This window comes from Paraburkholderia aromaticivorans, from assembly GCF_002278075.1.
Classification (GTDB): domain Bacteria; phylum Pseudomonadota; class Gammaproteobacteria; order Burkholderiales; family Burkholderiaceae; genus Paraburkholderia; species Paraburkholderia aromaticivorans.
Genome location: NZ_CP022989.1, coordinates 1602834 through 1624655, shown reverse-complemented (window position 1 = coordinate 1624655; position 21822 = coordinate 1602834). Strand labels below are relative to the sequence as shown.

The window sequence follows — 21822 nt, the reverse complement described above, 5'->3', positions numbered from 1 at the left end:
GTAGCGAGACACTTATGAGCGACATCCTCGACCGCATCATCGCGGTCAAACGCGAAGAAGTCCGGGCGGCCGAACAGAGCGCGCCGCTCGAAGAGCTGCGCCTCGAAGCGTCGTCGCGCGACCTGCGCGATTTCGTCGGCGCGTTGCGCGCGAAACACGCGGCGGGTCTCGCGGCGGTGATCGCCGAAGTCAAGAAAGCGAGCCCGTCCAAAGGCGTGCTGCGCGAACACTTCGTGCCGGCCGAGATCGCGCGTTCGTATGAAAAACACGGCGCGGCCTGCCTGTCCGTGCTCACCGACGTGCAGTTCTTCAAGGGCAGCGTCGCGTATCTGGAGCAGGCGCGCGCGGCCTGCAATTTGCCGGTGCTGCGCAAAGACTTCATCGTCGATCCGTATCAGATCGTCGAAGCCCGCGCGATGGGCGCCGACGCCATCCTGCTGATTGCCGCCGCGCTCGAAACCGCGCAGATGCAGGACCTCGAAGCGCTCGCGCATTCGCTGGGTCTGGCCGTGCTGGTCGAAGTGCACGACGAGAACGAGCTGAGGGAAGCGCTCACGCTGAAAACGCCGCTGATCGGCATCAACAACCGCAATCTGCGCACCTTCGAGACGTCGATCGAGACGACGATCGGCATGCTCGAAGCGATTCCCGACGACCGTATTGTCGTCACCGAGTCGGGCATTCTGTCGCGCGTCGATGTGGATCGCCTGCGCGCGATGGACGTGCACACGTTCCTCGTGGGCGAAGCGTTCATGCGCGCGGACGAGCCGGGTGTGGAACTTGCGCGGATGTTCTTCTGAGCGCGCTGTCGACATACGGCAAGCGGCATACGTAGCGGAGCAGGTCATGGGCATGGAACGCGAAATCAAGCTGGCGCTGCCGCCTGCGCAGGTGCAGGCGGCGACGCAGTGGTTCGTTGCGCGCACCGGGGCGCAGGGTCGTCCGATCAAGCTGGTGAATATTTACTTCGACACGCCTCGACTGGCGCTGGCGGGTTCGAAGAGCGCCTTGCGTTTGCGCCAGACGCCCGACGGCTGGCTGCAAACCTTCAAAACGGTCGGCAAGGCCGCGAATGGTTTGCACAGCCGACATGAATGGGAAATGCCGGTCGCCGGTGAAAAGCTGGAGATCGACGCGCTGCTGCGCGAGTGCGACGAATCGTCCGCCGCGGATGCTTTGCGTCAGGCCGCGCCGGAACTCATCGAACTCTTTCGCACGAATTTCACCCGGACGCTGTGGCAGGTTCAAGCGGACAGCGCGCAAGTCGAAGCCGCGATCGATCAGGGCGACGTGCTCGCCGAGGTCGATGGCCAAACGCGCCGCGCCCCGATTTCGGAAGTGGAACTGGAACTGAAGTCCGGCGACGAAGCCGCGCTCCACGCGCTCGCGGCGGAACTCGGCAAGCAGATCGCCGGCCTCGCACCGGACGACGTCAGCAAGGCGCAGCGCGGTTATCAATTGCGGGCAGCTTGAGCGCGGCAAAGCCGCTCTCCGGCGCACGAGACTGAATGGCGCGCCACACCTTGAGCAACGCGGCGTTTGCTGCGACACTTCCCCGCCATGACCTCCGCTTCCCGCCCCCGCTCCAATCCGTCGCAGGCTTCGCTGTTCGGCGACGCCGCATCCGCACCGACCGGCGCCACGTCGATCACTCCGCCGCAACCCGGCGCCGGTGCGCCGCCGCCGACGCTCGAAGCGCAATTCGACGCTCTGCCGCCGGCATGGCGCGCGCATCTGAAACCGTTTATTGAAAGCGATGCCTACGCGCCGCTCTGCCGTTTCGTCGACGGTGAGCGCGCCGCCGGCAAAACCGTCTACCCCGCCGACGTATTCCGCGCGCTGCGCCTCACGAGTCCCAATGAAGTGAAAGTGGTGATCCTTGGCCAGGATCCCTACCACGGCGAAGATCGCGGTACGCCGCAAGCGCACGGGCTCGCGTTTTCGGTGGCGCCGAACGTGCGCACGCCGCCGTCGCTGCGCAACATCTTCAAGGAGATTGCCGTAAGCCTCGGCCACGAGACGCCACGTCACGGCTGTCTCGACACCTGGGCGAAGCAAGGCGTGCTGCTGCTGAACACCGTCTTGACCGTGGAGCGCGACTCAGCCGCCAGCCACGCAAAACGCGGCTGGGAAAAATGCACCGACACGCTGATCCATGAACTGGCGACGCGTCATGACGGTCTCGTGTTCATGTTGTGGGGCGCGCATGCGCAAGCCAAGCGCGCGTTGCTCGGCGGCAAGTCGCATTGTGTGCTGGAAGCGCCGCATCCGTCGCCGCTGTCGGCGCATCGCGGCTTTCTCGGCTGCGGGCATTTTGCCAAGGCGAACGAGTATCTCGCAGCGCACGGCCGCCAGCCCATCGACTGGCGCCTGCCCGACGAAGCGCAAATGCTCGCGTGAGGCCGCCGGCAACAGGCATCCGCGCGACCACCGCCTCATAAACAAAAGACGCCACGGACTCAAAATCCGTGGCGTCTTTCATTTCGGAAAGCTATCCGCCGCACATTGAAGCGGCTCGGCCAGCTTTACGCAGCGGCGATCGCTTCGCGTGCCGAAGCCAATGCGGCGCTCGCGGCGTCCGGGCCCATGTTCAGGCCTTCGGCGTAAATGAAGCTCACGTCGGTCATACCGAGGAAGCCTAGGAAGCTCTTCAGGTACGGCGTCTGGCTGTCGTTCGGCGTGCCCAGATACTTGCCGCCGCGTGCCGACACGACGTAGACCTTCTTGCCCTTCACGAGACCTTCCGGACCGTTCGCGGTGTACTGGAACGTGATGCCGGCGCGCGCGATGAAGTCGAAGTACGTCTTCAGTTGCGACGAGATGCCGAAGTTGTACATCGGCGCGCCGATCACGACGATGTCGGCGGCTTGCAGTTCGGCGATCAGCGCTTCGCTGCGCGCCGCGATGGCGGCTTGCTCGGCCGTGCGTTGGTCAGCCGGCGTGAAGAACGCGCCGAGAACGGCGTCGTCCAGATGCGGCAGCGGTTCGGCTTGCAGATTGCGGACGACGACTTGCGCGCCCGGATTCGATTGTTGCAGCTTTGCGGTCAGCTCGTTGACGAGCAGCGTCGAGTTCGCGCCTTGCGAGCGGGCTGCCGAGTTGATTTGCAGGATCGTGGTCATGGTTGACTCCAGTTGGGGCGCGCAGTGTTGCGCGAGTGGAGCCATTGTGTTTTTTTACCGACCCGGGAAAAAGCCATCCGGCGGCGACGGATTGTTGCAGTGGTAGAACAATCCGCCACGCCCGGCCGCCGATTGGAGGCGCCGGATGACGATCAGCTTGCCAGCCAGCGCTCGCGCGCCGTGCGCGCCGCGGGCCGTTTGTCGCTGACGGCGAGCTTGTAGCGCGTTACCTCGGGCCCGTCCAGCTTGACTTGCACGGTGCGCAGTTCATCGCGGCGGAAGGCGTGAACCTCGACTTTCGCGCCCGGCTGATAGCGCGCGAGCAAACCGTCGAGATTCGAGCCGGTCACGCGCAGGCCGTCGAGCGCGATCAGCACGTCGCCGGCCGAGAGTCCGGCTTTTTGCGCGGCGCTGCCGTCATGGATCGCCGCGAGGGTGCAATCCACGCCGCCGCGCACGCGTGCGCCAAGCGACGGCTTGCCGTTCTTGTCGAGCTCGGGCGCGATTGCGACGCCGAACGGCGCGAGCAGCGTGTCGAGTGGCAGATCCCGCGTGCCGTGCACGGCTTCGGCGAACAACTCGCCCAGCTTCGCGCCGGTCGCTTCCGCGAAAATCGCCTCGATCTCGCTTTCTTCGACGCCGACCGGTTTGCCGCGATAGAAGTCACGGCCAAAGCGCTGCCACAGCAGGCGCATCACGTCGTCGAGCGATTTGCGGTTATTGGTCTGCGCGCGGATGGTCAGATCGAACGCGAGCGCGACGAGCGAACCCTTGGTGTAATAGCTGACGACCGCGTTCGGCGCGTTCTCGTCCTGCCGGTAGTATTTGACCCACGCGTCGAACGAGCTTTCGGCGACACTCTGCTTGAGGCGCCCGCTGCCGCGCTGCACGCCGCCGACCACCTTGCCGAGCAGGCCGAAATAGTCGTCCTGCGAAATCAGGCCGCTGCGCACGAGGATCAGATCGTCGTAGTAAGAAGTGAAGCCCTCGAACAGCCACAGCAGCGGCGTATAGTTTTCGACGCTCAGGTCGTACGGCGCGAACACGGCCGGCTTGATGCGCTTCACGTTCCAGGTGTGGAAGTATTCATGGCTGCACAGGCCGAGGTAGGTCCGATAGCCTTCGGTGAGCGCTTCGCGCCCTTCCACCGGCAGATCGCCGCGATTGCAGATCAGCGCGGTCGAAGCGCGGTGCTCAAGCCCGCCGTAACCGTCGGTGACGGCCTGAGTCATGAACACATAGCGATCCACCGGCGCCTTCTTCGACCTGGGCTCGAACAACGCGATCTGCGCTTCGCAGATGCGCTTGAGGTCGGCGCACAGACGCGCCATGTCCAGCCCGACCACGCGCCCGGCGATCACGACGTCGTGCGGCACGCCGTGCGCCTTGAACGTCGCGAGCGCGAATTCACCCAGCGTGACCGGATGATCGATCAGCTCGTCGTAGTTCTGCGCGCGATACTCGCCGAAACCGTAACGCTTCGTGCCGCGCGCTTCGCGCAGCGCGGTGGCGACACGCCAGTTGCGGTATACCGCGCCTTGCGGCTTCTGGATATCGACCACGCATTGCGCCTCCTCGTGGCCGAGCGGCGACAGGAACACGCTCGTGCCGTTGAAAAAGCCCGTCGTATCGTCGAGATGCGCGGCGCGCACCGACAGATCCCACGCATAGACCTCGTAGCGCAGCGTCAGCGAGCCTTTGACCGGCGCGGCCTGCCATGTGTGCTTGTCGGTCTTTTCGACCCGCACCTTGCGGCCCGCGTCGTTGACGGCGCGCAGCGTCACGATGTTGCGAGCGAACTCGCGCACCATGTAGCTGCCCGGAATCCACACCGGCAGCATGAAACGCTGACCGGCCGGATCGGGATCGGCGACGGTCACGGTGACTTCGAACAGGTGGGCGGCGGGTTGCTTGGGAACGATGGTGTAGCGGATCGGCTTCATCGGCGGCGATTAGGAGTTTTCTGGCGGGGATGTTCGGGCTCGATGCGAAAGGAGGCGCACGTCGCGCCTCCTTTGCTGGATGGGTGGTGCGTGCTCAGTGCACCGCGGACATTTCCTTGTCCAGCCGTTCGGCCGGCACGGCGCCGGGCAGACGGCGGCCGTCCGCGAGGAACACCGTGGGCGTGCCGTCGACGTTCATGGCGTGGCCGAGCGCGAGGTTCTTGTCGATCGCAGCGGTGTCGCAGGTGCCGGCAGCGGTGGGCGCCTGATGGTCCTGCATCCACGACTCCCACGCCTTCGCGCGGTCCGTCGAACACCAGATCGATTTCGACTTCGCGGTCGAATCCGGCGACAGCACAGGGTACAGGAAGGTATAGACCGTCACGTTGTCGATCGACTTGAGCGACGTTTCGAGCTGCTTGCAGTACGGGCAGTTCGGATCGGAGAACACGGCGATCTTGCGCGCGCCATTGCCCTTCACGACCTTCACGGCGTTCGCGAACGGCAGGCTCGCGAAGTCGATACGGTTGGTTTCCGCGAGGCGCGCTTCGGTCAGGTTCTTGCGGGTCTTTGCGTCGACCATGTCGCCGAGCAGCAGATAATCGCCGTTCGCGTCGCTATACACGATCTGCGTGCCGAGGTTCACTTCGTACAGACCGGCCACCGGCGACTTCGTCACGCTCTTGATCGTCACATCCGCGAGGCGGGTTTGCAGCGTGGCCTTGAGCTTGTCGGTAGTCTGGTCGGCCTGGGCCGAGCAGCCGATCGTGACGGCTGCGATTGCCAGCGCGGCAGCCGCCACGCGGAAAGTCTTTTTCATGCTGAATTCCTGGGTTCAATCGTGCGTTTTGCGCGTTTCGTGACGTTGCGGGTATGACCGGCACGGCGTCCATCCGTTCATGATACCTGCCTGGCCGGCTGCGGCATGCCGGACCGGGCGCATCAACCCAGCGCGGCCGACACCAGCCAGCGTTTGATGAACGGCTGCGCACCGACGAAAGCCATGCCGGTATTGCGCAACGCCTTGGCGAACGGACCGGGAACGGAAAAGAGTTTTTGCAGACCGTCGGTGGCGATCATCAGCGCGCGGATATCTTCGCGGCGGGCGCGTTCGTAGCGGCGCAGCAGCACCATGTCGCCGAGATCGCGGAACGACTCCTTGCCCGCGACGGTATCGGCCAACGCCGCAACGTCGCGCAAGCCGAGGTTCATGCCCTGCCCGGCCAGCGGATGGATCAAATGTGCGGCGTCGCCAACCAGCGCGACGCGCGGCGCCACCAGCCGGTCGACCGTTTGCAGCGCGAGCGGGAAACCTTGCGCGGGCGTCACACAGTCGAGCGCGCCGAACTGGCCGCCCGTCACGCGCTCCACTTCGGCGGCGAGCCGCGCCGGGTCGAGCGCGACCAGCTGTTCGGCGTGCTCGGTGCGAGCCGACCACACCAGCGAGACGTGGCCGTCCGGCATGGGCAAGAGCGCGATGATCTCGCCGTCCTTGAACCATTGGTACGCGGTCTCGCCGTGCGGCTTCGCGGCCTTGAAATTGGCGACCACGCCAGTCTGTTTGTAGTCGCGCCGGACCATCTTCGAGCCGATCTGCGCGCGCACCCAGGAATGCGCGCCGTCCGCGCCGACCACCAGATCGGCTTCGAGCACATTGCCGTTGGCCAGCCCGACGCTGGCGCTGTCGGCGGTGAAGTCGAGCGCCTGAGCGCGCGTGTCGATCCAGCTGAGATTCGGCTGGAAGCGCAGCGCCGCATCCAGCCCGCGCTCGATCACCGACGACTCGACGATCCACGCCAGTTGCGGCACCGAAGCCTGGAAAGCCGAGAAATGCAGCTCGGCATGCGCGTCGCCGTAAACACGCATGTCGTAGACGGGCCCGAGCCGCGTCAGGTCGAGCGCCTGCCAGACCCGCAAACGCTCCAGCAGAGCCTGTGAGCTCGACGACAGCGCGTAGACCCGCGAGTCGAAGCTGGCGCCGTGGGGCAGCGCCGCGCAGGGTTGCGCGAGCAGCGCCACGCGCAGTCCGCCTTGCGTCAGCGCCAGCGCCGCGGTCTTGCCGACGAGCCCGCCGCCGATCACGGCGGCATCAAAGGTCTGGTGGTGTGCGTTCATCCGCGCATTATAGCCGCGGGGGTTGCGAGGGACGGATCGACACGCGCGGCATTTGCGCCCGGACAACCGCGCCCCGGTTGCCGGGCGCACCGCATGCGCGGCTTTCCCGCCGCCGCCGCAGTCAGCCGATCCGAACGGGTTACAATTGCGGTTTCCGTGAAAACTCGCACCCGGTCGTCGAGCCAACGCCCCGATCCGGTGTCTTGTCCCGCTCCGCTGAATTGATCCGCCACGCCCAACGCGAAGGCTTCTCGAATCCTGCACACAGCGTCGAGCGCGTCACGCAACTTACTGAATCACTGAAGGATTTCCATGAGCCTCAAATGCGGCATCGTCGGCCTGCCTAACGTCGGCAAGTCCACCCTGTTCAATGCGCTGACCAAGGCGGGCATCGCCGCCGAAAATTACCCGTTCTGCACGATCGAGCCGAACGTCGGCATCGTCGAAGTGCCGGACGCGCGTCTGAAGGCGCTCGCTGAAATCGTCAAGCCGGAGCGCATCCTGCCGGCCGTGGTGGAATTCGTCGACATCGCCGGCCTCGTGGCCGGCGCGAGCAAGGGCGAAGGGTTGGGCAACCAGTTTCTCGCCAACATCCGCGAAACGGATGCGATCACGCACGTGGTGCGCTGCTTCGAAGACGAGAACGTGATTCACGTCGCGAACAAGGTCGATCCGCTGTCGGATATCGAAGTGATCAACACCGAACTGGCGCTCGCCGACCTCGCCACCGTCGAAAAGGCGCTGGCGCGCTATTCGAAGGCGGCCAAGTCGGGTAACGACAAGGAAGCCATCAAGAACGCCGCCGTGCTGGAAAAAGTGCGCGCGCAGCTCGACCAGGCCAAGCCGGTCCGTGCGCTCGACCTCTCGGACGAAGAAAAAGCCACGCTCAAGCCGTTCTGCCTGATCACCGCGAAGCCGACCATGTACGTGGCCAACGTGAAGGAAGACGGTTTCGAGAACAACCCGCACCTGGACGCGGTCACGAAGTTCGCGGCCTCGGAAGGCGCGCCGGTGGTCGCCGTATGCGCCGCGATCGAAGCGGAAATCGCCGACCTCGACGAAGCCGACATGGAAGTGTTCCTCGCCGACATGGGCATGGAAGAGCCGGGCCTGAACCGCGTGATTCGCGCCGGCTTCAAGCTGCTGGGCCTGCAAACCTACTTCACGGCCGGTGTGAAGGAAGTGCGCGCGTGGACGATCCATATCGGCGATACGGCGCCGCAGGCTGCAGGCGCGATCCACACGGACTTCGAGCGCGGCTTCATTCGCGCGCAGACCATCGCGTTCAACGACTTCATCACTTACAAGGGTGAGCAAGGCGCGAAAGAAGCCGGCAAGATGCGCGCGGAAGGCAAGGAATACGTCGTGCACGACGGCGACGTAATGAACTTCCTGTTCAACGTCTAAGTTCGAACGTCTAAATCGAGTTTGAGCTTCGGCTTCGGCGCGAGGCGGCCACGGGTTGAAACCTGAGCGCCGCCACCCGCGTAGCCGGTGACCTTGAAAGAGCCCGCCTGAAGCGGGCTCTTTGCTTTATTGCCCGTCAGTCGTGCCGGCGCGCCCGCACTGCAGCGGCAACGCAATGCCGCCCCTGACGGCCGCCATCTTCGTTGGCGAGTCCGCGAGCACCGCATCGATGCCGAGGCACGCGGCCCTCCGGTAGTCGTCCGCGTTGTTCACGGCAATCGCGACGATTCGCACATCCGGCTTCTGCCGGAAGCACGCGACGGTTGCCGGCGTCCACAGCGTGGCCTGCACGTCCGAGCGCCCTTCTCCCAGCATGAACTGCTCCACCACCGTCAATGCGCGATGCAACTCGAACGCGCTCATGGCGTGTTCGGCCGGCGCGTCCACACAGCCCTGATTGAACAAGACACGCGCGAGCCGACCACGCGTGGCATCGCGCGATTCGAACAGCCTCGCTTGCGGATACGCGGCAAAGCTCTGTTGATAAGCCGCTTCTGTCGAATAGATCGACACGCGCCGCCACGCGTTTTCTTCATCGAGCACGCGTGCGACCGCCTGCGTCTGCGGCCCCGCGGGCAGCGCCTTCATGTCGAGGATGACCGGCATGCCCGCGGGCATCGCGCGCAACGCGTCGCGCAGCGTCGGAATGCCCACCGGGTGATCGCGGTACGGATACGTCTGCGCGCGGCGGAACGTCCACCCCGCATTCACGCGTGCGAGTTCAGCGGCCGTATGAGCGGACACCGGCCCCGTCGAGTCGGTCAACGCCGACAGATCGCCCGGCCGGTAGAGAACCGGCACGCCATCCTTGCTCAACTGCACGGTGAGCCACATCGCGTCGGCGTGATGTTCGACCGACAGGCGAATCGCTTCGAGCGTGTTCTCCGGCGCATCGCCCGTGCCGCCGCGATGCGCGATGATCGCCGGCAATGCGCTCACCTGCGTGGCGGCATTGCCGGTCTTCAAGGGCGTAAGCGAACACCCCGCTAACACGAGGCCCGCAATCGCGCTACCCGCGGTCAATCGTACTGAACTCAGCATCTGGAATCCTGATTAATACGCGCCGTCGCGCCACGTCCACGAAACGGCCACGCCCCCAACGGACGACTATCATGCCCGCGCGCGCACGGCCGCGTCCAGCGGACGAGCTCCGCCCTTGCTCCCACGCAGACTTGCGCATTCATGGCGCATGCGAACACCAGTTGTTTCCGTTTTGTGACACCGATGTTAAATTGCGGCATTCGGCGCCCTTCAAAAAAAATGCACGCCGCCCGGTCGCCGACGCCGGACTGTCATCGAACACAAATAGAATCGCGCGATTCGCAGCCGCGCCCTTTCCGCAACCCTGTTGCATGAGACCAGAGTCAGCGCTGAAGCGCACACTCTGGTCGACATAGGAGACAAATCGATGAGTTTGAAGCCGCTAATCCGTTCGCTATCCGTTGCCGCCGTATTGAGCGCCGGCCTCAGTCAGGCGGCCCACGCCGCAACTGAAATCCAGTTCTGGCATGGCATGGAAGCCGCGCTGGGCGAACGGCTGAACGACATTGCCAACGCGTTCAACGCGTCGCAAAGCGACTACAAGATCGTGCCGGTATTCAAAGGCACCTACGACCAGACCCTCGCCGCCGGCATCGCCGCGTACCGCAGCGGCAATGCGCCGGCCATCCTGCAGGTCTATGAAGTCGGCACCGCCACGATGATGCAGGCGAAGAAGGCCGTGATCCCCGTCTCGGAAGTATTCAAGCAAGCCGGCGTGCCGCTCGATGAAAAAGCCTTCGTGCCGACCATCGCCAGCTATTACAGCGACGCGAAAAGCGGCGAGCTGATCTCGATGCCGTTCAACAGTTCGACACCGGTGCTGTATTACAACAAGGACGCCTTCAAGAAAGCCGGCCTCGACCCGAACCAGCCGCCGAAAACCTGGGCCGAACTGCAGGCCGACGCGCAGAAGCTGAAGGCATCGGGCATGGCGTGCGGCTATTCGTCCGGCTGGCAGAGCTGGATTCAGCTCGAGAACTACAGCGCCTGGCACGGCGCGCCGTTCGCGTCGAAGAACAACGGCTTCGACGGCCCGGACGCGCAACTGGAATTCAACAAGCCGCTGCAGGTCGCGCATATCCAGTTCCTGCAAAACATGCAGAAGGACGGCACCTTCACCTATGTCGGCCGCAAGGACGAACCGGTGTCGAAGTTCTATAGCGGCGACTGCGGGATCATCACCAACTCGTCGGGTTCGCTCGCCACGATCAAGAAGTACGCGAAGTTCAACTTCGGCACCGGCATGATGCCCTACGACGCCAGCGTGAAGGGCGCGCCGCAGAACGCGATCATCGGCGGGGCAAGCCTGTGGGTGCTGTCGGGTAAAGATCCGGCGGTCTACAAGGGCGTGGCGAAATTCCTTTCGTATCTGTCGTCGGCGCCGGTTGCGGCCAAGTGGCATCAGGACACCGGCTATCTGCCGGTCACCACCGCCGCCTACCAGTTGACGCAGCAGCAGGGCTTCTACGAGAAGAATCCGGGCAGCGACACCGCCATCAAGCAGATGCTCAACAAGCCGCCGCTGCCGTACACGAAGGGCTTGCGTCTGGGCAACATGCCGCAGATCCGCACGATCATCGACGAAGAGCTCGAACAGGTCTGGGCACAGAAGAAGACGCCGCAGCAGGCGCTCGACGCGTCGGTCTCGCGCGGCGACGAACTGCTGCGCCGCTTCGAAAAAGCCGGCAACTAGGCATTCGCCGGCGGGGTTCCGGTGCGCTCGCAGCGGAACCCGTGGTTGCCGCAGAACCTTGGGAATCATCGATGGAAAAGCGCTCCAGCTTCGGCACCAGCCTGCTGCCCTACCTGCTCGTCGCGCCGCAACTCGCGATCACGCTGCTGTTCTTTCTGTGGCCGGCCGGCGAGGCGCTGTGGCAATCCACGCAAAGCCAGGACGCGTTCGGCACCTCGAGCGAGTTCGTCGGACTCGCCAACTTCAAACAACTGTTCGGCGATCCGCTCTACCTGTCGTCGTTCTATACGACGCTGATCTTCTGCGCGCTCGTCACGGTGTCGGGACTCGTGATCTCGTTGCTGCTCGCAGTCTGCGCCGATCGCGTGATACGTGGCGCGAGGACGTATCAGACGCTCCTGATCTGGCCGTACGCGGTTGCGCCCGCGATCGCCGCCGTGCTGTGGTCGTTCCTGTTCAACCCGAGCATCGGTCTCGTCACCTACGCGCTCGCCAAGTACGGCATCGTCTGGAATCACGCGCTGAACGCGGGCCAGGCCATGTTTCTGGTGGTGCTCGCGTCCGTCTGGAAACAGGTCAGCTATAACTTTCTGTTCTTCTACGCCGGCTTGCAGGCGATTCCGCGCTCGCTCATCGAAGCGGCGGCGATCGACGGCGCCGGTCCGGTGCGGCGCTTTTTCGGCATCGCACTGCCGCTCCTGTCGCCGACCAGTTTCTTCCTGCTGGTGATCAACATCACCTACGCATTCTTCGACACCTTCCCTGTGATCGACGCCGCCACCGGCGGCGGTCCCGCGCAATCAACCCGCACGCTGATCTACAAGATCTTCGCCGAAGGTTTTCAAGGGCTCGACATCGGCAGCTCCGGCGCGCAGTCGGTGATCCTGATGGTGATCGTCGTCGCATTGACGGTCGTGCAATTCCGCTTCATCGAACGCAGGGTTCAATACTCATGATCGAGAACCGCCGCGGTTTCGACCTCTTCTGCCACGCGGTGCTGATTCTGGGCGCCGTGCTGGTGGTGTTTCCGGTGTACGTCGCGTTCTGCGCGGCGACCATGAGCGAGCACGAAGTGTTCAGCGTGCCGCTTTCGCTGCTGCCGAGCACGCACCTGTTCGAGAACGTCGCGACCGTCTGGTCTCAAGGCAGCGGCAACGCGGCGGCGCCATTCGGCCGCATGCTGTTCAACAGCCTCGTGATGGCGCTGGTGATTTCGATCGGCAAGATCGCGGTCTCGATGATCTCCGCGTACGCGATCGTGTTCTTCCGTTTCCCGTTTCGCAACCTCGCGTTCTGGCTGATCTTCATCACGCTGATGCTGCCGGTCGAAGTGCGGATCTTTCCGACCGTGCAGGTCGTGTCGTCCATGCATCTGAGCAATACGTACAGCGGTTTGACCTTGCCGCTGATCGCTTCGGCCACCGCGACGTTCCTGTTCCGCCAGTTCTTCATGACGCTGCCGGACGAACTGATGGAAGCCGCGCGGATCGACGGCGCAGGCGCCATGCGTTTTTTCTGGGACGTGGTCCTGCCGCTCTCGAAGACGAATATGGCGGCCCTCTTCGTCATCACGTTCATTTACGGCTGGAATCAGTACCTGTGGCCGATTCTGATCACGAGCCAGCAATCGCTGACCACGGCCGTGGTCGGCATCAAAAGCATGATCGCCTCCGGCGACACCGCCACCGAATGGCATCTCGTGATGACCGCGACGCTGCTCGCGATGCTGCCGCCGCTCGCCGTCGTGCTGACCATGCAGCGCTGGTTCGTGCGCGGACTCGTGGACGCGGAGAAGTGAGCGGCGTTGCTTGAGCGAGCTTCTTCCGGCATCGGAACGGACAACACCGAATCAATACCGCGCGACCCGCGGCAAGCAACGAAAGGCAAAAAACGGCATGGCTGCACTGACTCTGCAAGGCGTTAAAAAAACTTACGACGGCAAACAGTTCGTGTTGCACGGCATCGACGTGAACGTCGCCGACGGCGAGTTCGTCGTGATGGTCGGTCCGTCCGGTTGCGGCAAATCGACCCTGCTGCGAATGGTGGCGGGACTCGAACGCATCTCCGACGGCAGCATTTCGATCGCCGGCAAAGTGGTCAACCAACTCGAGCCGAAGGATCGCAACATCGCGATGGTGTTCCAGAACTACGCGTTGTATCCGCACATGAGCGTGGCCGAGAACATGGGTTACGCGCTGAAGATCGCGGGCGTGGACCGCGCGCAGATCCGCAAGCGCGTGGACGCCGCCGCGCAGATTCTCGAACTGGAAGCGCTGTTGCAACGCAAACCGCGCGATCTGTCCGGCGGCCAACGGCAACGTGTCGCGATGGGCCGCGCGATCGTGCGCGAGCCGGCCGTGTTTCTGTTCGACGAACCGCTGTCGAATCTCGACGCCCGCCTGCGCGTGCAGATGCGCCTCGAAATCCAGCGCCTGCATGCGCGGCTTGCCACCACGAGTCTGTACGTGACGCACGATCAGATCGAAGCGATGACCTTGGCCCAGCGCGTGATCGTGATGAACAAGGGCCACGCCGAGCAGATCGGCGCGCCGACCGAGGTCTATGAGCGGCCCGCCACGGTGTTCGTCGCGAGCTTCATCGGCTCGCCGGGGATGAATCTGCTGGAAGGCCGCGTGTCGGACGACGGCGCTGTCTTCCAGGTGGCCGGCAACGGTCCGGCGCTGCCTTTGAAAGGCGCGGCGTCGATCGGCCATGAAGTCGCCAAAGGACGCGAGTGGACGCTCGGCATTCGTCCGGAACACATGAGCCCCGGCCAGCCGGATACGGCTTATGCAACGCTCACTGTCGATTCCTGCGAACTGCTCGGCGCGGACAATCTCGCGCACGGGCGCTGGGGCAGCCATGACGTGACGGTGCGCCTGCCACACGCGCATCGGCCCGCAGCGGGCGAAGCGCTGCAAGTGGCGCTGCCCGCGCAGCACCTGCATTTCTTCGACCCGGCGAGCGGAAGACGCGCGAATTGATACCTGATAGACCGCACAAGCAAGCAGTCAGAATAACAAGCACTCGAAAGACCATGATGCGCTTCACGGGCAAAAACCTGCGGTCCTGCGCCGCGGTTGCCGCGGCACTGCTGTTCAACGTGTCGGCGGCGTTCGCGTACGTTGCGCCGGGCACGACGTCCGACGAAGCGAACCTCAGCAATCACAACACCTATACCAATCGCGACGGCAACACCGTGCACGCGCCGGCCCGCTCCCTTTCGGGCAAGGCGCCGGAAGGCGCCACGGCGCGCTGCCGCGACGGCACCTACAGCTTCAGCCGGCACCGCAGCGGCACGTGCTCGCGGCACGGCGGCGTGGCGGATTGGCTCTGAGCATCCGAACCGCCTCCCGCCGAACGGACACCCACTGCCGTCGCCCGCCGCTGCCGAAGTACAATGCCATCTGAAGAACCCGCCCGCGCGCGGGGCGCCGCGAAGTTTGACGCCACGCTCTACGCCGCGCCGGCCGGCGCCGGGCGCTCCGCCCGGCCATAACACCGATTACCCATCCACCCACGATCGCCCGCCCCCTCGCGGCCGGCGTCGTCAACGTCTATTGCAAGCAAATGGCCCAATACGTTTTCACCATGAACCGGGTCGGCAAGATCGTGCCGCCCAAGCGTCAAATCCTGAAAGACATCTCGCTGTCGTTTTTCCCCGGCGCGAAGATCGGCCTGCTCGGCCTGAACGGCTCCGGCAAGTCGACGCTGATCCGCATCATGGCCGGTGTGGACAAGGATATCGAAGGCGAAGCCACGCCCATGCCGAACCTGAACATCGGCTATCTGCCGCAGGAACCGCAGCTCGATCCGAACAAGACGGTGCGTGAAGCGGTCGAGGAAGGTCTCGGCGACGTGTTCAACGCGCAGAAGAAGCTCGACGAAATCTACGCGGCCTATGCCGAACCGGACGCCGACTTCGACGCGCTCGCCGCCGAACAGGCCAAGTACGAAGCGATCCTCGCCACGTCAGATGGCGGCAACGCCGAGCAGCAGATCGAAATCGCCGCCGACGCGCTGCGCCTGCCGGCCTGGGACGCGAAGATCGAACATCTGTCGGGCGGCGAAAAGCGCCGCGTCGCGCTGTGCAAGCTCCTGCTCGAAAAGCCGGACATGCTGCTGCTGGACGAGCCGACCAACCACCTGGACGCGGAATCGGTGGACTGGCTGGAGCAGTTCCTGACGCGCTTCCCCGGCACCGTGGTCGCGGTGACCCACGATCGCTACTTCCTCGACAACGCCGCCGAGTGGATTCTCGAACTCGACCGCGGCCACGGCATTCCGTGGAAGGGCAACTACAGCAGCTGGCTCGACCAGAAGGAAGAGCGGCTGAAGCAGGAAGAATCGTCGGAATCGGCGCGTCAGAAAGCCATCAAGAAGGAACTGGAGTGGGTGCGCCAGAACCCGAAGGGCCGTCAGGCGAAGTCGAAGGCGCGCATCGCCCGCTTCGAGGAACTGAACAGCCAGGACTACCAGAAGCGCAACGAAACCCAGGAAATCTTCATTCCGGTCGGCGACCGCCTCGGCAATGAAGTGATCGAGTTCAAGAACGTCAGCAAGTCGTATGGCGACCGTCTGCTGCTCGACAACGTCAGCTTCAAGATCCCGGCGGGCGCCATCGTCGGCATCATCGGGCCGAACGGCGCGGGTAAGTCGACGCTGTTCCGCATGCTCACCGGCCGCGAACAGCCGGATTCGGGCGAGATCGTGCAAGGCCCGACCGTCAAGCTCGCGTACGTGGATCAAAGCCGCGACGCGCTGGACGGCTCGAAGACCGTGTTCGAGGAAATCTCCGGCGGTGCGGACGTGCTGACGGTCGGCAAGTACGAAACGCCGTCGCGCGCATATATCGGCCGCTTCAACTTCAAGGGCGGCGACCAGCAGAAGATCGTCGGCAACCTGTCGGGCGGCGAGCGCGGCCGGCTGCATCTGGCCAAAACGCTGATCGCGGGCGGCAACGTGCTGCTGCTGGACGAACCGTCGAACGACCTCGACGTCGAAACGCTGCGCGCGCTCGAAGACGCCTTGCTCGAATTCGCCGGCTCGGTGCTGGTGATCTCGCACGATCGCTGGTTCCTCGACCGGATCGCCACGCACATCCTCGCGTTCGAAGGCGATTCGCAAGTCACGTTCTTCGACGGCAATTACCAGGAATACGAAGCGGACAAGCGCGCGCGTCTGGGTGAAGAAGGTGCACGCCCGAAACGTCTGCGTTACAAGCCGATCGCGCGATAAGTCCGGATCGGGCGGCCTGCTCGTCGCCGCTAATGACGCGCGGGCCGCTGCGGCGGCCGCCTTGCGGCCCGCCACGGCGGGCATTGCGGGTACCGCGCGGCAGGTGCCGGACCGTCCGGCGCCGCCGGGTGAACCTTACGGCACACACCTTGCTTACCACCGCGTGACGCACGTCATCGCGGCGGGCCACGTGCGTTCCGCTCGGCCCCATTCATCCACGCGCGCACCCGCCACACGAGCGCGCAGGCCGATCACTGCCACACCGCACGTAACGCGGTGACGAGGAGGCAAGCATGGCGATGTCGAAGGGCAAGCGCTGGGCCGTTGCCGTGGGCGGCGCGCTGCTGGTGCTGATCGTCGCCGTGGTCGGCGCCTTCCGGTACGCCCAACACGAGATCAAGGAGCGCGTGATCGCGGCGCTCGGGCCGCTGGGCAGCGCCGAAACCATCGATGTCGGCCTCACCTCGGTCCGCCTCACCAACGTTCTCCTCAAATCACCGCCCGGCTGGCCGGCCGGCGATCCGCTCAAAGCGGACGAGATCACCCTGACCCCGGACATTCGCGACCTGCTCGCGCGGCGCATGCATGTCCGCAACGTGGTGGTGCGGGGCTTCGATATCGCCGTGCTGCGCACGAAGGACGGCGCGATTCGCCTCATGCCGAATCTGCGCCAAACCGTGAACCAATCCGACACGGAGGCGAGCGGCACGGCGGCGTCGACTCCCCGTGAAAAGCAGGTCGATCACATCAAGTTCGAGCACGGCAACTTCCACTTCTACGACATGACAGTGGGGCCGCCGGCGTTCAAAGTCACGGTCAGCGATGCCAATGCGACCGTCGACAACCTGCGCCTGCCCGCCCTCACCGAGCCGACCACCGTCGATGTCACGGGTTCGATCAAAGGCCCCGCGCACACGGGCACCGTGTCGTTCGGTGGCTGGATCAAGATCGCCAGCAAGGACTCGCAGACCACCAGCAAACTTCATGGCGTCGACGTCGTGATGCTCGACCCGTACCTGATCAAAAAGGCCGGCGCCAAGGCGCAAGTGACCGGCGGCACGGTCGACATGACAGTCGAGTCGACGGTGCGCAACTATCGGTTGCACGCACCCGGCACGTTGACGGTCCACAATCTGCAACTCGCCGACAGCGGCAATCCGCTCGACACCTTTCTGTCGATTCCGACCAAAGCCGCGGTCGCCGCGTTCAAGACGCACAACGGCGACATCACGCTGCATTTCGTGCTGGATGGGGATTTGCGCGACCCGAAATTCTCGGTGCAGGAAGGCCTGATGAAGCGCATCGGCACCGGCTTCGCGAAAGCGCTCGGCGTGAGCGTCGAGGACGTGGCGAAGGGTGCAGGAGAAACCGTGAAAGGCTTGGGTAACGCGTTGAAGAATCTGCTCGGCCAGTAGGTCGGTCAGATCCGTCAGCCGCGCGTGAAATGCGCTGAATCAGGCAGAAGTGCGGCGGAGGTGAAGCAACGCCGCCGGAAGCGGACCCGCTGGCTTGCCGCTAGAACCGCCTCGGCCTCAAACCGGCAACCCCAGCCCGCGCAGTGTCGTTTCGGTTTGCGCGGCGCTGATGTGATGCACACCGTGCCAGCCGAGCGCCGTCGCGGCCTCGGCGTTCTTCAGGTTGTCGTCGATAAAGACGAGTTCAGCGGGCTCGATGCCCGGCAGTTGCGCGTCGATCCGCTCAAGCATGGCGGCGAAGATGGCCGGATCAGGCTTCACCAACCCCACCCGGCCCGACACGACGATATCGCGAAACCGCCGCAGCACCGGGTAATGCTCCCACGCATAGGGAAAGGTTTCCGCCGACCAGTTGGTTAGCCCAAAGAGCGGCACCTCGGCCGCTTCGAGCTTTTCCATGATCGCCACGCCCTCCTGAAGCACGCCGGCCACCATCTCGTGCCAGCGTTCGTAGAACGCGCGGATCAGCGTTTCGTGATCGGGAAACTTCGCGACGAGTTCCTCGGTGGCCTCGACGATCGGCTGGCCACCGTCCTGACGGATCACCCAGTCCATCGAACAGACGTGCGTCAGAAACCAGCGGCGCTCCGTCTCGTCCGGAATCAGTTCCCGATACAGATACTCGGGGCTCCAGTCGATCAATACGCCGCCGAAATCGAACACCACTGCCTTGATGGCCATGCACTCTCCGTGAGCGAATTTCCGCGGGCAATCAGATGGGTTGCGTGCGCAGGTCCAGCCACGCCTTGGCGTCGCCGGACACGTGCGGCGACAGGCGCGTGCGCACGGTTTCGTGATACGCGTTCAGCCACGCGCGTTCGTCCTCGCGCAGCAGCGAAAGATCGAGGCAACGCGTGTCGATCGGGCACAACGTCAACGTCTCGAACTTGAGGAAGTCGCCAAACTCGGTTTGGCCAGCAGGCACGTTGAGCACGAGGTTCTCAATGCGCACGCCCCACTTGCCCGGACGGTAAATGCCCGGCTCGACCGAGGTGATCATGCCTTCTTCCATCGCGGTCCACGGTTCGGCCGGCGCATAGTGCGAAATCACCTGCGGGCCTTCGTGCACGTTCAGGAAATAGCCCACGCCGTGACCGGTGCCGTGGCCGTAATCCGCGCCTGCTTCCCAGATCGGCGCGCGGGCGATTGCGTCGAGCATCGGCGAACGGATGCCGCGCGGGAACTGTGCGCGAGAGAGCGCCATGGTGCCCTTGAGCACGATCGTGAAATCGCGCCGCTGCGCTTCGCTGATGGTGCCGATCGGCACCACGCGGGTGATGTCGGTCGTGCCGCTCAGATACTGCGCGCCGGAGTCGATCAGCAACAGGCCGTTGCCCTCGATCACCGAATGCGATTCTTCAGTGGCGCGGTAGTGCGGCATCGCGCCGTTCGCGTTGAAGCCGGCGATCGTTGCAAAGCTCAGCGACACGAAGCCCGGACGACGCGCCCGAGCCGCCGTCAGACGTTCGTCGATAGTAAGTTCGGTGATGGTTTCGCGGCCCAGCGCGCCTTCGAACCACGCGAAAAATTCCGCGAGCGCCGCGCCGTCCTGCTCCATCGTCTCGCGCACATGCTCGGCTTCCGCCGCGGTCTTGCGCGACTTGAAGAAGGTGGACGGATTGACAGCCTCGACCACGGTGACCGTGGACGGCACCGACTGCAGCGAGCCGAACGTGATGCGGCGCGGGTCGATCAGCAGCGTGCTGCCGGCGGGCAGCGCGGCCAGTGCGTCCGCGGCCCTGGCATACGGCTCGACGCTGATGCCGTCCTTCGCCAGCGCATCGGCCAGCGACTGCGGCACCTTGCCGTTCGCGACGAACAGCGACGCATGGTCCACCCCGATCAGCGCGTGCGCCACGAATACCGGGTTATAGCTGACGTCGGCGCCGCGCAGATTGAGCAGCCACGCGAGATCGTCGAGCGTGGAGATGAAGTGCCATTGCGCGCCTTTGTCGGCCATCGCGCGGCGAATCTGCGCGAGCTTTTCCGAACGGTCGACGCTCGCATGCGGCGCGGCATGCTCGAACACGGCGGCGGCCGGCAGCGACGGACGCTGCGGCCAGATCGCGTCGAACAGATCGACGTCCGTGCGCAACTGCACGCCGCGCGCGCTCAGCGCCTGGCTCAAAGCCCGCGCCGCCGCCACGCCGAGCACGGCGCCATCCACACCGACGGTGCCGCCCGCCGGCACGTTCTGCGCGAGCCATTCGAAATGCGGCGCGCTCTGCTGGCCCCCGGTCATCTTCATCAGCTGAACGCCGGTTCCGGCCAGTTGCGCATTGGCCTGTTCCCAATAACGGCTATCTGTCCAGACACCGGCGAAGTCCGCGGTCACGATCAGCGTGCCGGCCGAGCCTGTGAAGCCGGACAGCCACTGCCGGCCTTGCCAGCGCCCCGGCAGGTATTCGGATAGATGCGGATCCGCGGACGGCACCAGGTAGGCGGCAACGCCCTCACGCGCCATTGCGTTGCGCAACGTGGCGAGCCGTTCGGGAATGGAGGAGGTTTCGGGAAGTCGGGCATTCATCGGATTCACCTGCAAATATTCATCGACGGGAAAGCAAGCCGACCGTCACGGCAACGGCGATCAACGCGACGGCGGTGCATACCGGCCATTCGAGCGTATCACCGTCATGAAAGAGACCTATCACGTTGCCGGCCATGTGCGCGACGGCCGCGCCCAGCACCCCGGCCAACAGCGCCGCCCACCACCGGGCGCGGCTCGCGCGCCGCAGTGGATGCAACCACCAGCCCGCGAGGCCGATCGCCGCCCCTAATACTACAAGTCCAGGCCACCCCATTAGCGGCCGGCCTCGCGCAGTTTCGGATTCGTCTCATGGGCGCAAGGGGCCAATACAGCTAGCATTTTTGTCTCGTTAACTATAGAAGTTCAGCACGGCGCTTTCCGCATAGCGGTTGAGTTTAGGGGTCGGGGTGATGTTAGGCAAGCTGTAAGCCTTACGGAAAAGCCTGGTCCCCGGTCATTGCCACGCTGAAAGCGCGTCATGCGAATCGCCCTTATCGAGCCGGACCTGAGGCACGCTGAACTGGTCGGTCGGCTGGTTTTCGCCGGCGGTCATCTGTGTCAGCACTTCACCGCGAGCGTCCCGTTCCTCGCTCGCGTCAACGAAGAATTCTTCGACCTTCTCATTACCGAAAGCTGGGCCGGCGACCATTCCGCCGAAGACGTCATCCCGCGCGCCCGCGCCGTCCTGCCGGGTTTGCCGGTGATCGTGCTGATGTCGGCGCCGCGCGAAAGCCAGATTGTCGCCGCGCTGCATGCCGGCGCCGACGACTGCCTGGCCAAACCGGTTCGCGGCCCCGAGATGCTGGCGCGCGTGGACGCGCTCCTGCGCCGCGCCGGCTTGCGGCGGCCGCCCAACCGGCGGCGCGACACCATCGGCGAATATGCGTTCGACGCGGCGCAGTTCGCCGTCACATTCCGTAACCGGACGGTCACCCTCACGCCGAAGGAATTCCGTCTTGCACTGCTGCTCTTCAGCAATCTGTCGCGGCCGGTGTCGCGGGCGCATATCCTTGAAAACGTCTGGACGCGCCGCCGCGACGTAAGGTCGCGCACGGTCGACACGCACGCGTCGCGGGTGCGCAGCAAATTGCAGCTTCACCCCGAACACGGTTATTGCCTGACGCCGCTCTACGGCTACGGCTATCAACTCGACGCAATCCCGCCGGAAGCGGTCGTCGAAGCGGTCGTGGAGCCGGAATGA

At 64.5% G+C, this 21822-nt stretch carries 20 protein-coding genes; 12 read left to right on the top strand and 8 right to left on the bottom strand.

The genetic code is table 11. The features are described from left to right. Window positions 1–14 precede the first annotated feature (14 nt). From trpC to CJU94_RS07435, 3 genes are all read left to right on the top strand, one after another. Window positions 15–800 carry an indole-3-glycerol phosphate synthase TrpC gene (trpC, locus tag CJU94_RS07445; RefSeq protein ID WP_095418143.1) on the top strand — a complete coding sequence of 262 codons (786 nt, stop codon included), beginning with the start codon at window positions 15–17 and terminating at the stop codon, window positions 798–800. A 46-nt stretch (window positions 801–846) separates the two neighbouring features. Continuing rightward, window positions 847–1473 carry a CYTH domain-containing protein gene (locus CJU94_RS07440; protein ID WP_095418142.1) on the top strand — a complete coding sequence of 209 codons (627 nt, stop codon included), beginning with the start codon at window positions 847–849 and terminating at the stop codon, window positions 1471–1473. Window positions 1474–1560: 87 nt separating this feature from the next. After that, window positions 1561–2400, top strand: coding sequence for a uracil-DNA glycosylase (locus tag CJU94_RS07435; RefSeq protein ID WP_095418141.1), 840 nt, complete (start codon window positions 1561–1563; stop codon window positions 2398–2400). A 125-nt stretch (window positions 2401–2525) separates the two neighbouring features. Here the strand turns inward: CJU94_RS07435 and CJU94_RS07430 are convergent, their stop codons facing one another. The 4 genes from CJU94_RS07430 to CJU94_RS07415 form a co-directional block, all read right to left on the bottom strand. Further along, window positions 2526–3122, bottom strand: a complete 597-nt coding sequence (locus CJU94_RS07430) for an FMN-dependent NADH-azoreductase (RefSeq protein ID WP_095418140.1) — start codon at window positions 3120–3122, stop codon at window positions 2526–2528. 152 nt (window positions 3123–3274) lie between these two features. Continuing rightward, on the bottom strand, window positions 3275–5065 hold the full coding sequence (locus CJU94_RS07425; RefSeq protein ID WP_095418139.1) for a M61 family metallopeptidase: 1791 nt from the start codon (window positions 5063–5065) through the stop codon (window positions 3275–3277). A gap of 94 nt (window positions 5066–5159) precedes the next feature. Further along, window positions 5160–5885, bottom strand: coding sequence for a DsbC family protein (locus CJU94_RS07420; protein WP_095418138.1), 726 nt, complete (start codon window positions 5883–5885; stop codon window positions 5160–5162). Window positions 5886–6007: 122 nt separating this feature from the next. After that, window positions 6008–7180, bottom strand: coding sequence for a UbiH/UbiF family hydroxylase (locus tag CJU94_RS07415; RefSeq protein WP_095418137.1), 1173 nt, complete (start codon window positions 7178–7180; stop codon window positions 6008–6010). 312 nt (window positions 7181–7492) lie between these two features. Between CJU94_RS07415 and ychF the strand changes: the two genes are divergently transcribed. Beyond that, a complete protein-coding gene (ychF, locus tag CJU94_RS07410; RefSeq protein ID WP_095418136.1) occupies window positions 7493–8587 on the top strand; it encodes a redox-regulated ATPase YchF in 1095 nt (364 codons plus the stop codon). Between the two features lie 126 nt (window positions 8588–8713). On the opposite strand, the gene CJU94_RS07405 is transcribed toward ychF, so the two are convergent. Further along, entirely contained in the window at window positions 8714–9688 is a 975-nt protein-coding gene (locus CJU94_RS07405) for a glycerophosphodiester phosphodiesterase family protein (protein ID WP_095418135.1), read from the bottom strand. Window positions 9689–10055: 367 nt separating this feature from the next. Here CJU94_RS07405 and ugpB point away from each other — a divergent pair, with 367 nt between their 5' ends. The 7 genes from ugpB (at window position 10056) to CJU94_RS07370 (ending at window position 18034) form a co-directional block, all read left to right on the top strand. Further along, window positions 10056–11381, top strand: coding sequence for a sn-glycerol-3-phosphate ABC transporter substrate-binding protein UgpB (gene ugpB, locus CJU94_RS07400; RefSeq protein ID WP_095418134.1), 1326 nt, complete (start codon window positions 10056–10058; stop codon window positions 11379–11381). Between the two features lie 71 nt (window positions 11382–11452). Continuing rightward, window positions 11453–12337, top strand: coding sequence for a sn-glycerol-3-phosphate ABC transporter permease UgpA (ugpA, locus tag CJU94_RS07395; RefSeq protein ID WP_095418133.1), 885 nt, complete (start codon window positions 11453–11455; stop codon window positions 12335–12337). Beyond that, window positions 12334–13179, top strand: coding sequence for a sn-glycerol-3-phosphate ABC transporter permease UgpE (gene ugpE / locus CJU94_RS07390; RefSeq protein ID WP_095418132.1), 846 nt, complete (start codon window positions 12334–12336; stop codon window positions 13177–13179). The genes ugpA and ugpE overlap by 4 nt, the downstream gene beginning before the upstream one ends. Before the next feature lie 97 nt (window positions 13180–13276). After that, window positions 13277–14365, top strand: coding sequence for a sn-glycerol-3-phosphate import ATP-binding protein UgpC (locus CJU94_RS07385; RefSeq protein WP_095418131.1), 1089 nt, complete (start codon window positions 13277–13279; stop codon window positions 14363–14365). Window positions 14366–14418: 53 nt separating this feature from the next. Beyond that, window positions 14419–14718, top strand: a complete 300-nt coding sequence (locus tag CJU94_RS07380; RefSeq protein WP_425272184.1) for a DUF3761 domain-containing protein — start codon at window positions 14419–14421, stop codon at window positions 14716–14718. Between the two features lie 233 nt (window positions 14719–14951). Then, window positions 14952–16619, top strand: coding sequence for an energy-dependent translational throttle protein EttA (ettA, locus tag CJU94_RS07375; RefSeq protein WP_095418130.1), 1668 nt, complete (start codon window positions 14952–14954; stop codon window positions 16617–16619). A 293-nt stretch (window positions 16620–16912) separates the two neighbouring features. Next, the gene (locus tag CJU94_RS07370; protein WP_095418129.1) at window positions 16913–18034 is read left to right on the top strand and encodes a DUF748 domain-containing protein; all 1122 of its coding nucleotides are present in this window, start codon (window positions 16913–16915) and stop codon (window positions 18032–18034) included. Between the two features lie 117 nt (window positions 18035–18151). Here CJU94_RS07370 and CJU94_RS07365 read toward each other — a convergent pair whose 3' ends face one another. The 3 genes from CJU94_RS07365 to CJU94_RS07355 are packed head-to-tail and all read right to left on the bottom strand — an operon-like array spanning window position 18152 to window position 20895. Next, the gene (locus CJU94_RS07365; RefSeq protein ID WP_095418128.1) at window positions 18152–18775 is read right to left on the bottom strand and encodes an HAD family hydrolase; all 624 of its coding nucleotides are present in this window, start codon (window positions 18773–18775) and stop codon (window positions 18152–18154) included. Between the two features lie 31 nt (window positions 18776–18806). Next, window positions 18807–20621: an aminopeptidase P family protein gene (locus tag CJU94_RS07360; RefSeq protein ID WP_095420250.1), complete on the bottom strand. Its 1815-nt coding sequence runs from the start codon at window positions 20619–20621 to the stop codon at window positions 18807–18809. 19 nt (window positions 20622–20640) lie between these two features. Further along, a complete protein-coding gene (locus CJU94_RS07355) occupies window positions 20641–20895 on the bottom strand; it encodes a hypothetical protein (RefSeq protein ID WP_095418127.1) in 255 nt (84 codons plus the stop codon). A gap of 204 nt (window positions 20896–21099) precedes the next feature. Here CJU94_RS07355 and CJU94_RS07350 point away from each other — a divergent pair, with 204 nt between their 5' ends. Further along, window positions 21100–21822, top strand: coding sequence for a response regulator transcription factor (locus CJU94_RS07350; RefSeq protein ID WP_095418126.1), 723 nt, complete (start codon window positions 21100–21102; stop codon window positions 21820–21822).

Bases quoted from the DNA above. Each gene is read 5' to 3' on its own strand.
- trpC (WP_095418143.1), top strand. From the start codon at position 15: ATGAGCGACATCCTCGACCGCATCATCGCGGTCAAACGCGAAGAAGTC.
- CJU94_RS07440 (WP_095418142.1), top strand. From the start codon at position 847: ATGGGCATGGAACGCGAAATCAAGCTGGCGCTGCCGCCTGCGCAGGTG.
- CJU94_RS07435 (WP_095418141.1), top strand. From the start codon at position 1,561: ATGACCTCCGCTTCCCGCCCCCGCTCCAATCCGTCGCAGGCTTCGCTG.
- CJU94_RS07430 (WP_095418140.1), bottom strand. From the start codon at position 3,122: ATGACCACGATCCTGCAAATCAACTCGGCAGCCCGCTCGCAAGGCGCG.
- CJU94_RS07425 (WP_095418139.1), bottom strand. From the start codon at position 5,065: ATGAAGCCGATCCGCTACACCATCGTTCCCAAGCAACCCGCCGCCCAC.
- CJU94_RS07420 (WP_095418138.1), bottom strand. From the start codon at position 5,885: ATGAAAAAGACTTTCCGCGTGGCGGCTGCCGCGCTGGCAATCGCAGCC.
- CJU94_RS07415 (WP_095418137.1), bottom strand. From the start codon at position 7,180: ATGAACGCACACCACCAGACCTTTGATGCCGCCGTGATCGGCGGCGGG.
- ychF (WP_095418136.1), top strand. From the start codon at position 7,493: ATGAGCCTCAAATGCGGCATCGTCGGCCTGCCTAACGTCGGCAAGTCC.
- CJU94_RS07405 (WP_095418135.1), bottom strand. From the start codon at position 9,688: ATGCTGAGTTCAGTACGATTGACCGCGGGTAGCGCGATTGCGGGCCTC.
- ugpB (WP_095418134.1), top strand. From the start codon at position 10,056: ATGAGTTTGAAGCCGCTAATCCGTTCGCTATCCGTTGCCGCCGTATTG.
- ugpA (WP_095418133.1), top strand. From the start codon at position 11,453: ATGGAAAAGCGCTCCAGCTTCGGCACCAGCCTGCTGCCCTACCTGCTC.
- ugpE (WP_095418132.1), top strand. From the start codon at position 12,334: ATGATCGAGAACCGCCGCGGTTTCGACCTCTTCTGCCACGCGGTGCTG.
- CJU94_RS07385 (WP_095418131.1), top strand. From the start codon at position 13,277: ATGGCTGCACTGACTCTGCAAGGCGTTAAAAAAACTTACGACGGCAAA.
- CJU94_RS07380 (WP_425272184.1), top strand. From the start codon at position 14,419: ATGATGCGCTTCACGGGCAAAAACCTGCGGTCCTGCGCCGCGGTTGCC.
- ettA (WP_095418130.1), top strand. From the start codon at position 14,952: ATGGCCCAATACGTTTTCACCATGAACCGGGTCGGCAAGATCGTGCCG.
- CJU94_RS07370 (WP_095418129.1), top strand. From the start codon at position 16,913: ATGGCGATGTCGAAGGGCAAGCGCTGGGCCGTTGCCGTGGGCGGCGCG.
- CJU94_RS07365 (WP_095418128.1), bottom strand. From the start codon at position 18,775: ATGGCCATCAAGGCAGTGGTGTTCGATTTCGGCGGCGTATTGATCGAC.
- CJU94_RS07360 (WP_095420250.1), bottom strand. From the start codon at position 20,621: ATGAATGCCCGACTTCCCGAAACCTCCTCCATTCCCGAACGGCTCGCC.
- CJU94_RS07355 (WP_095418127.1), bottom strand. From the start codon at position 20,895: ATGGGGTGGCCTGGACTTGTAGTATTAGGGGCGGCGATCGGCCTCGCG.
- CJU94_RS07350 (WP_095418126.1), top strand. From the start codon at position 21,100: ATGCGAATCGCCCTTATCGAGCCGGACCTGAGGCACGCTGAACTGGTC.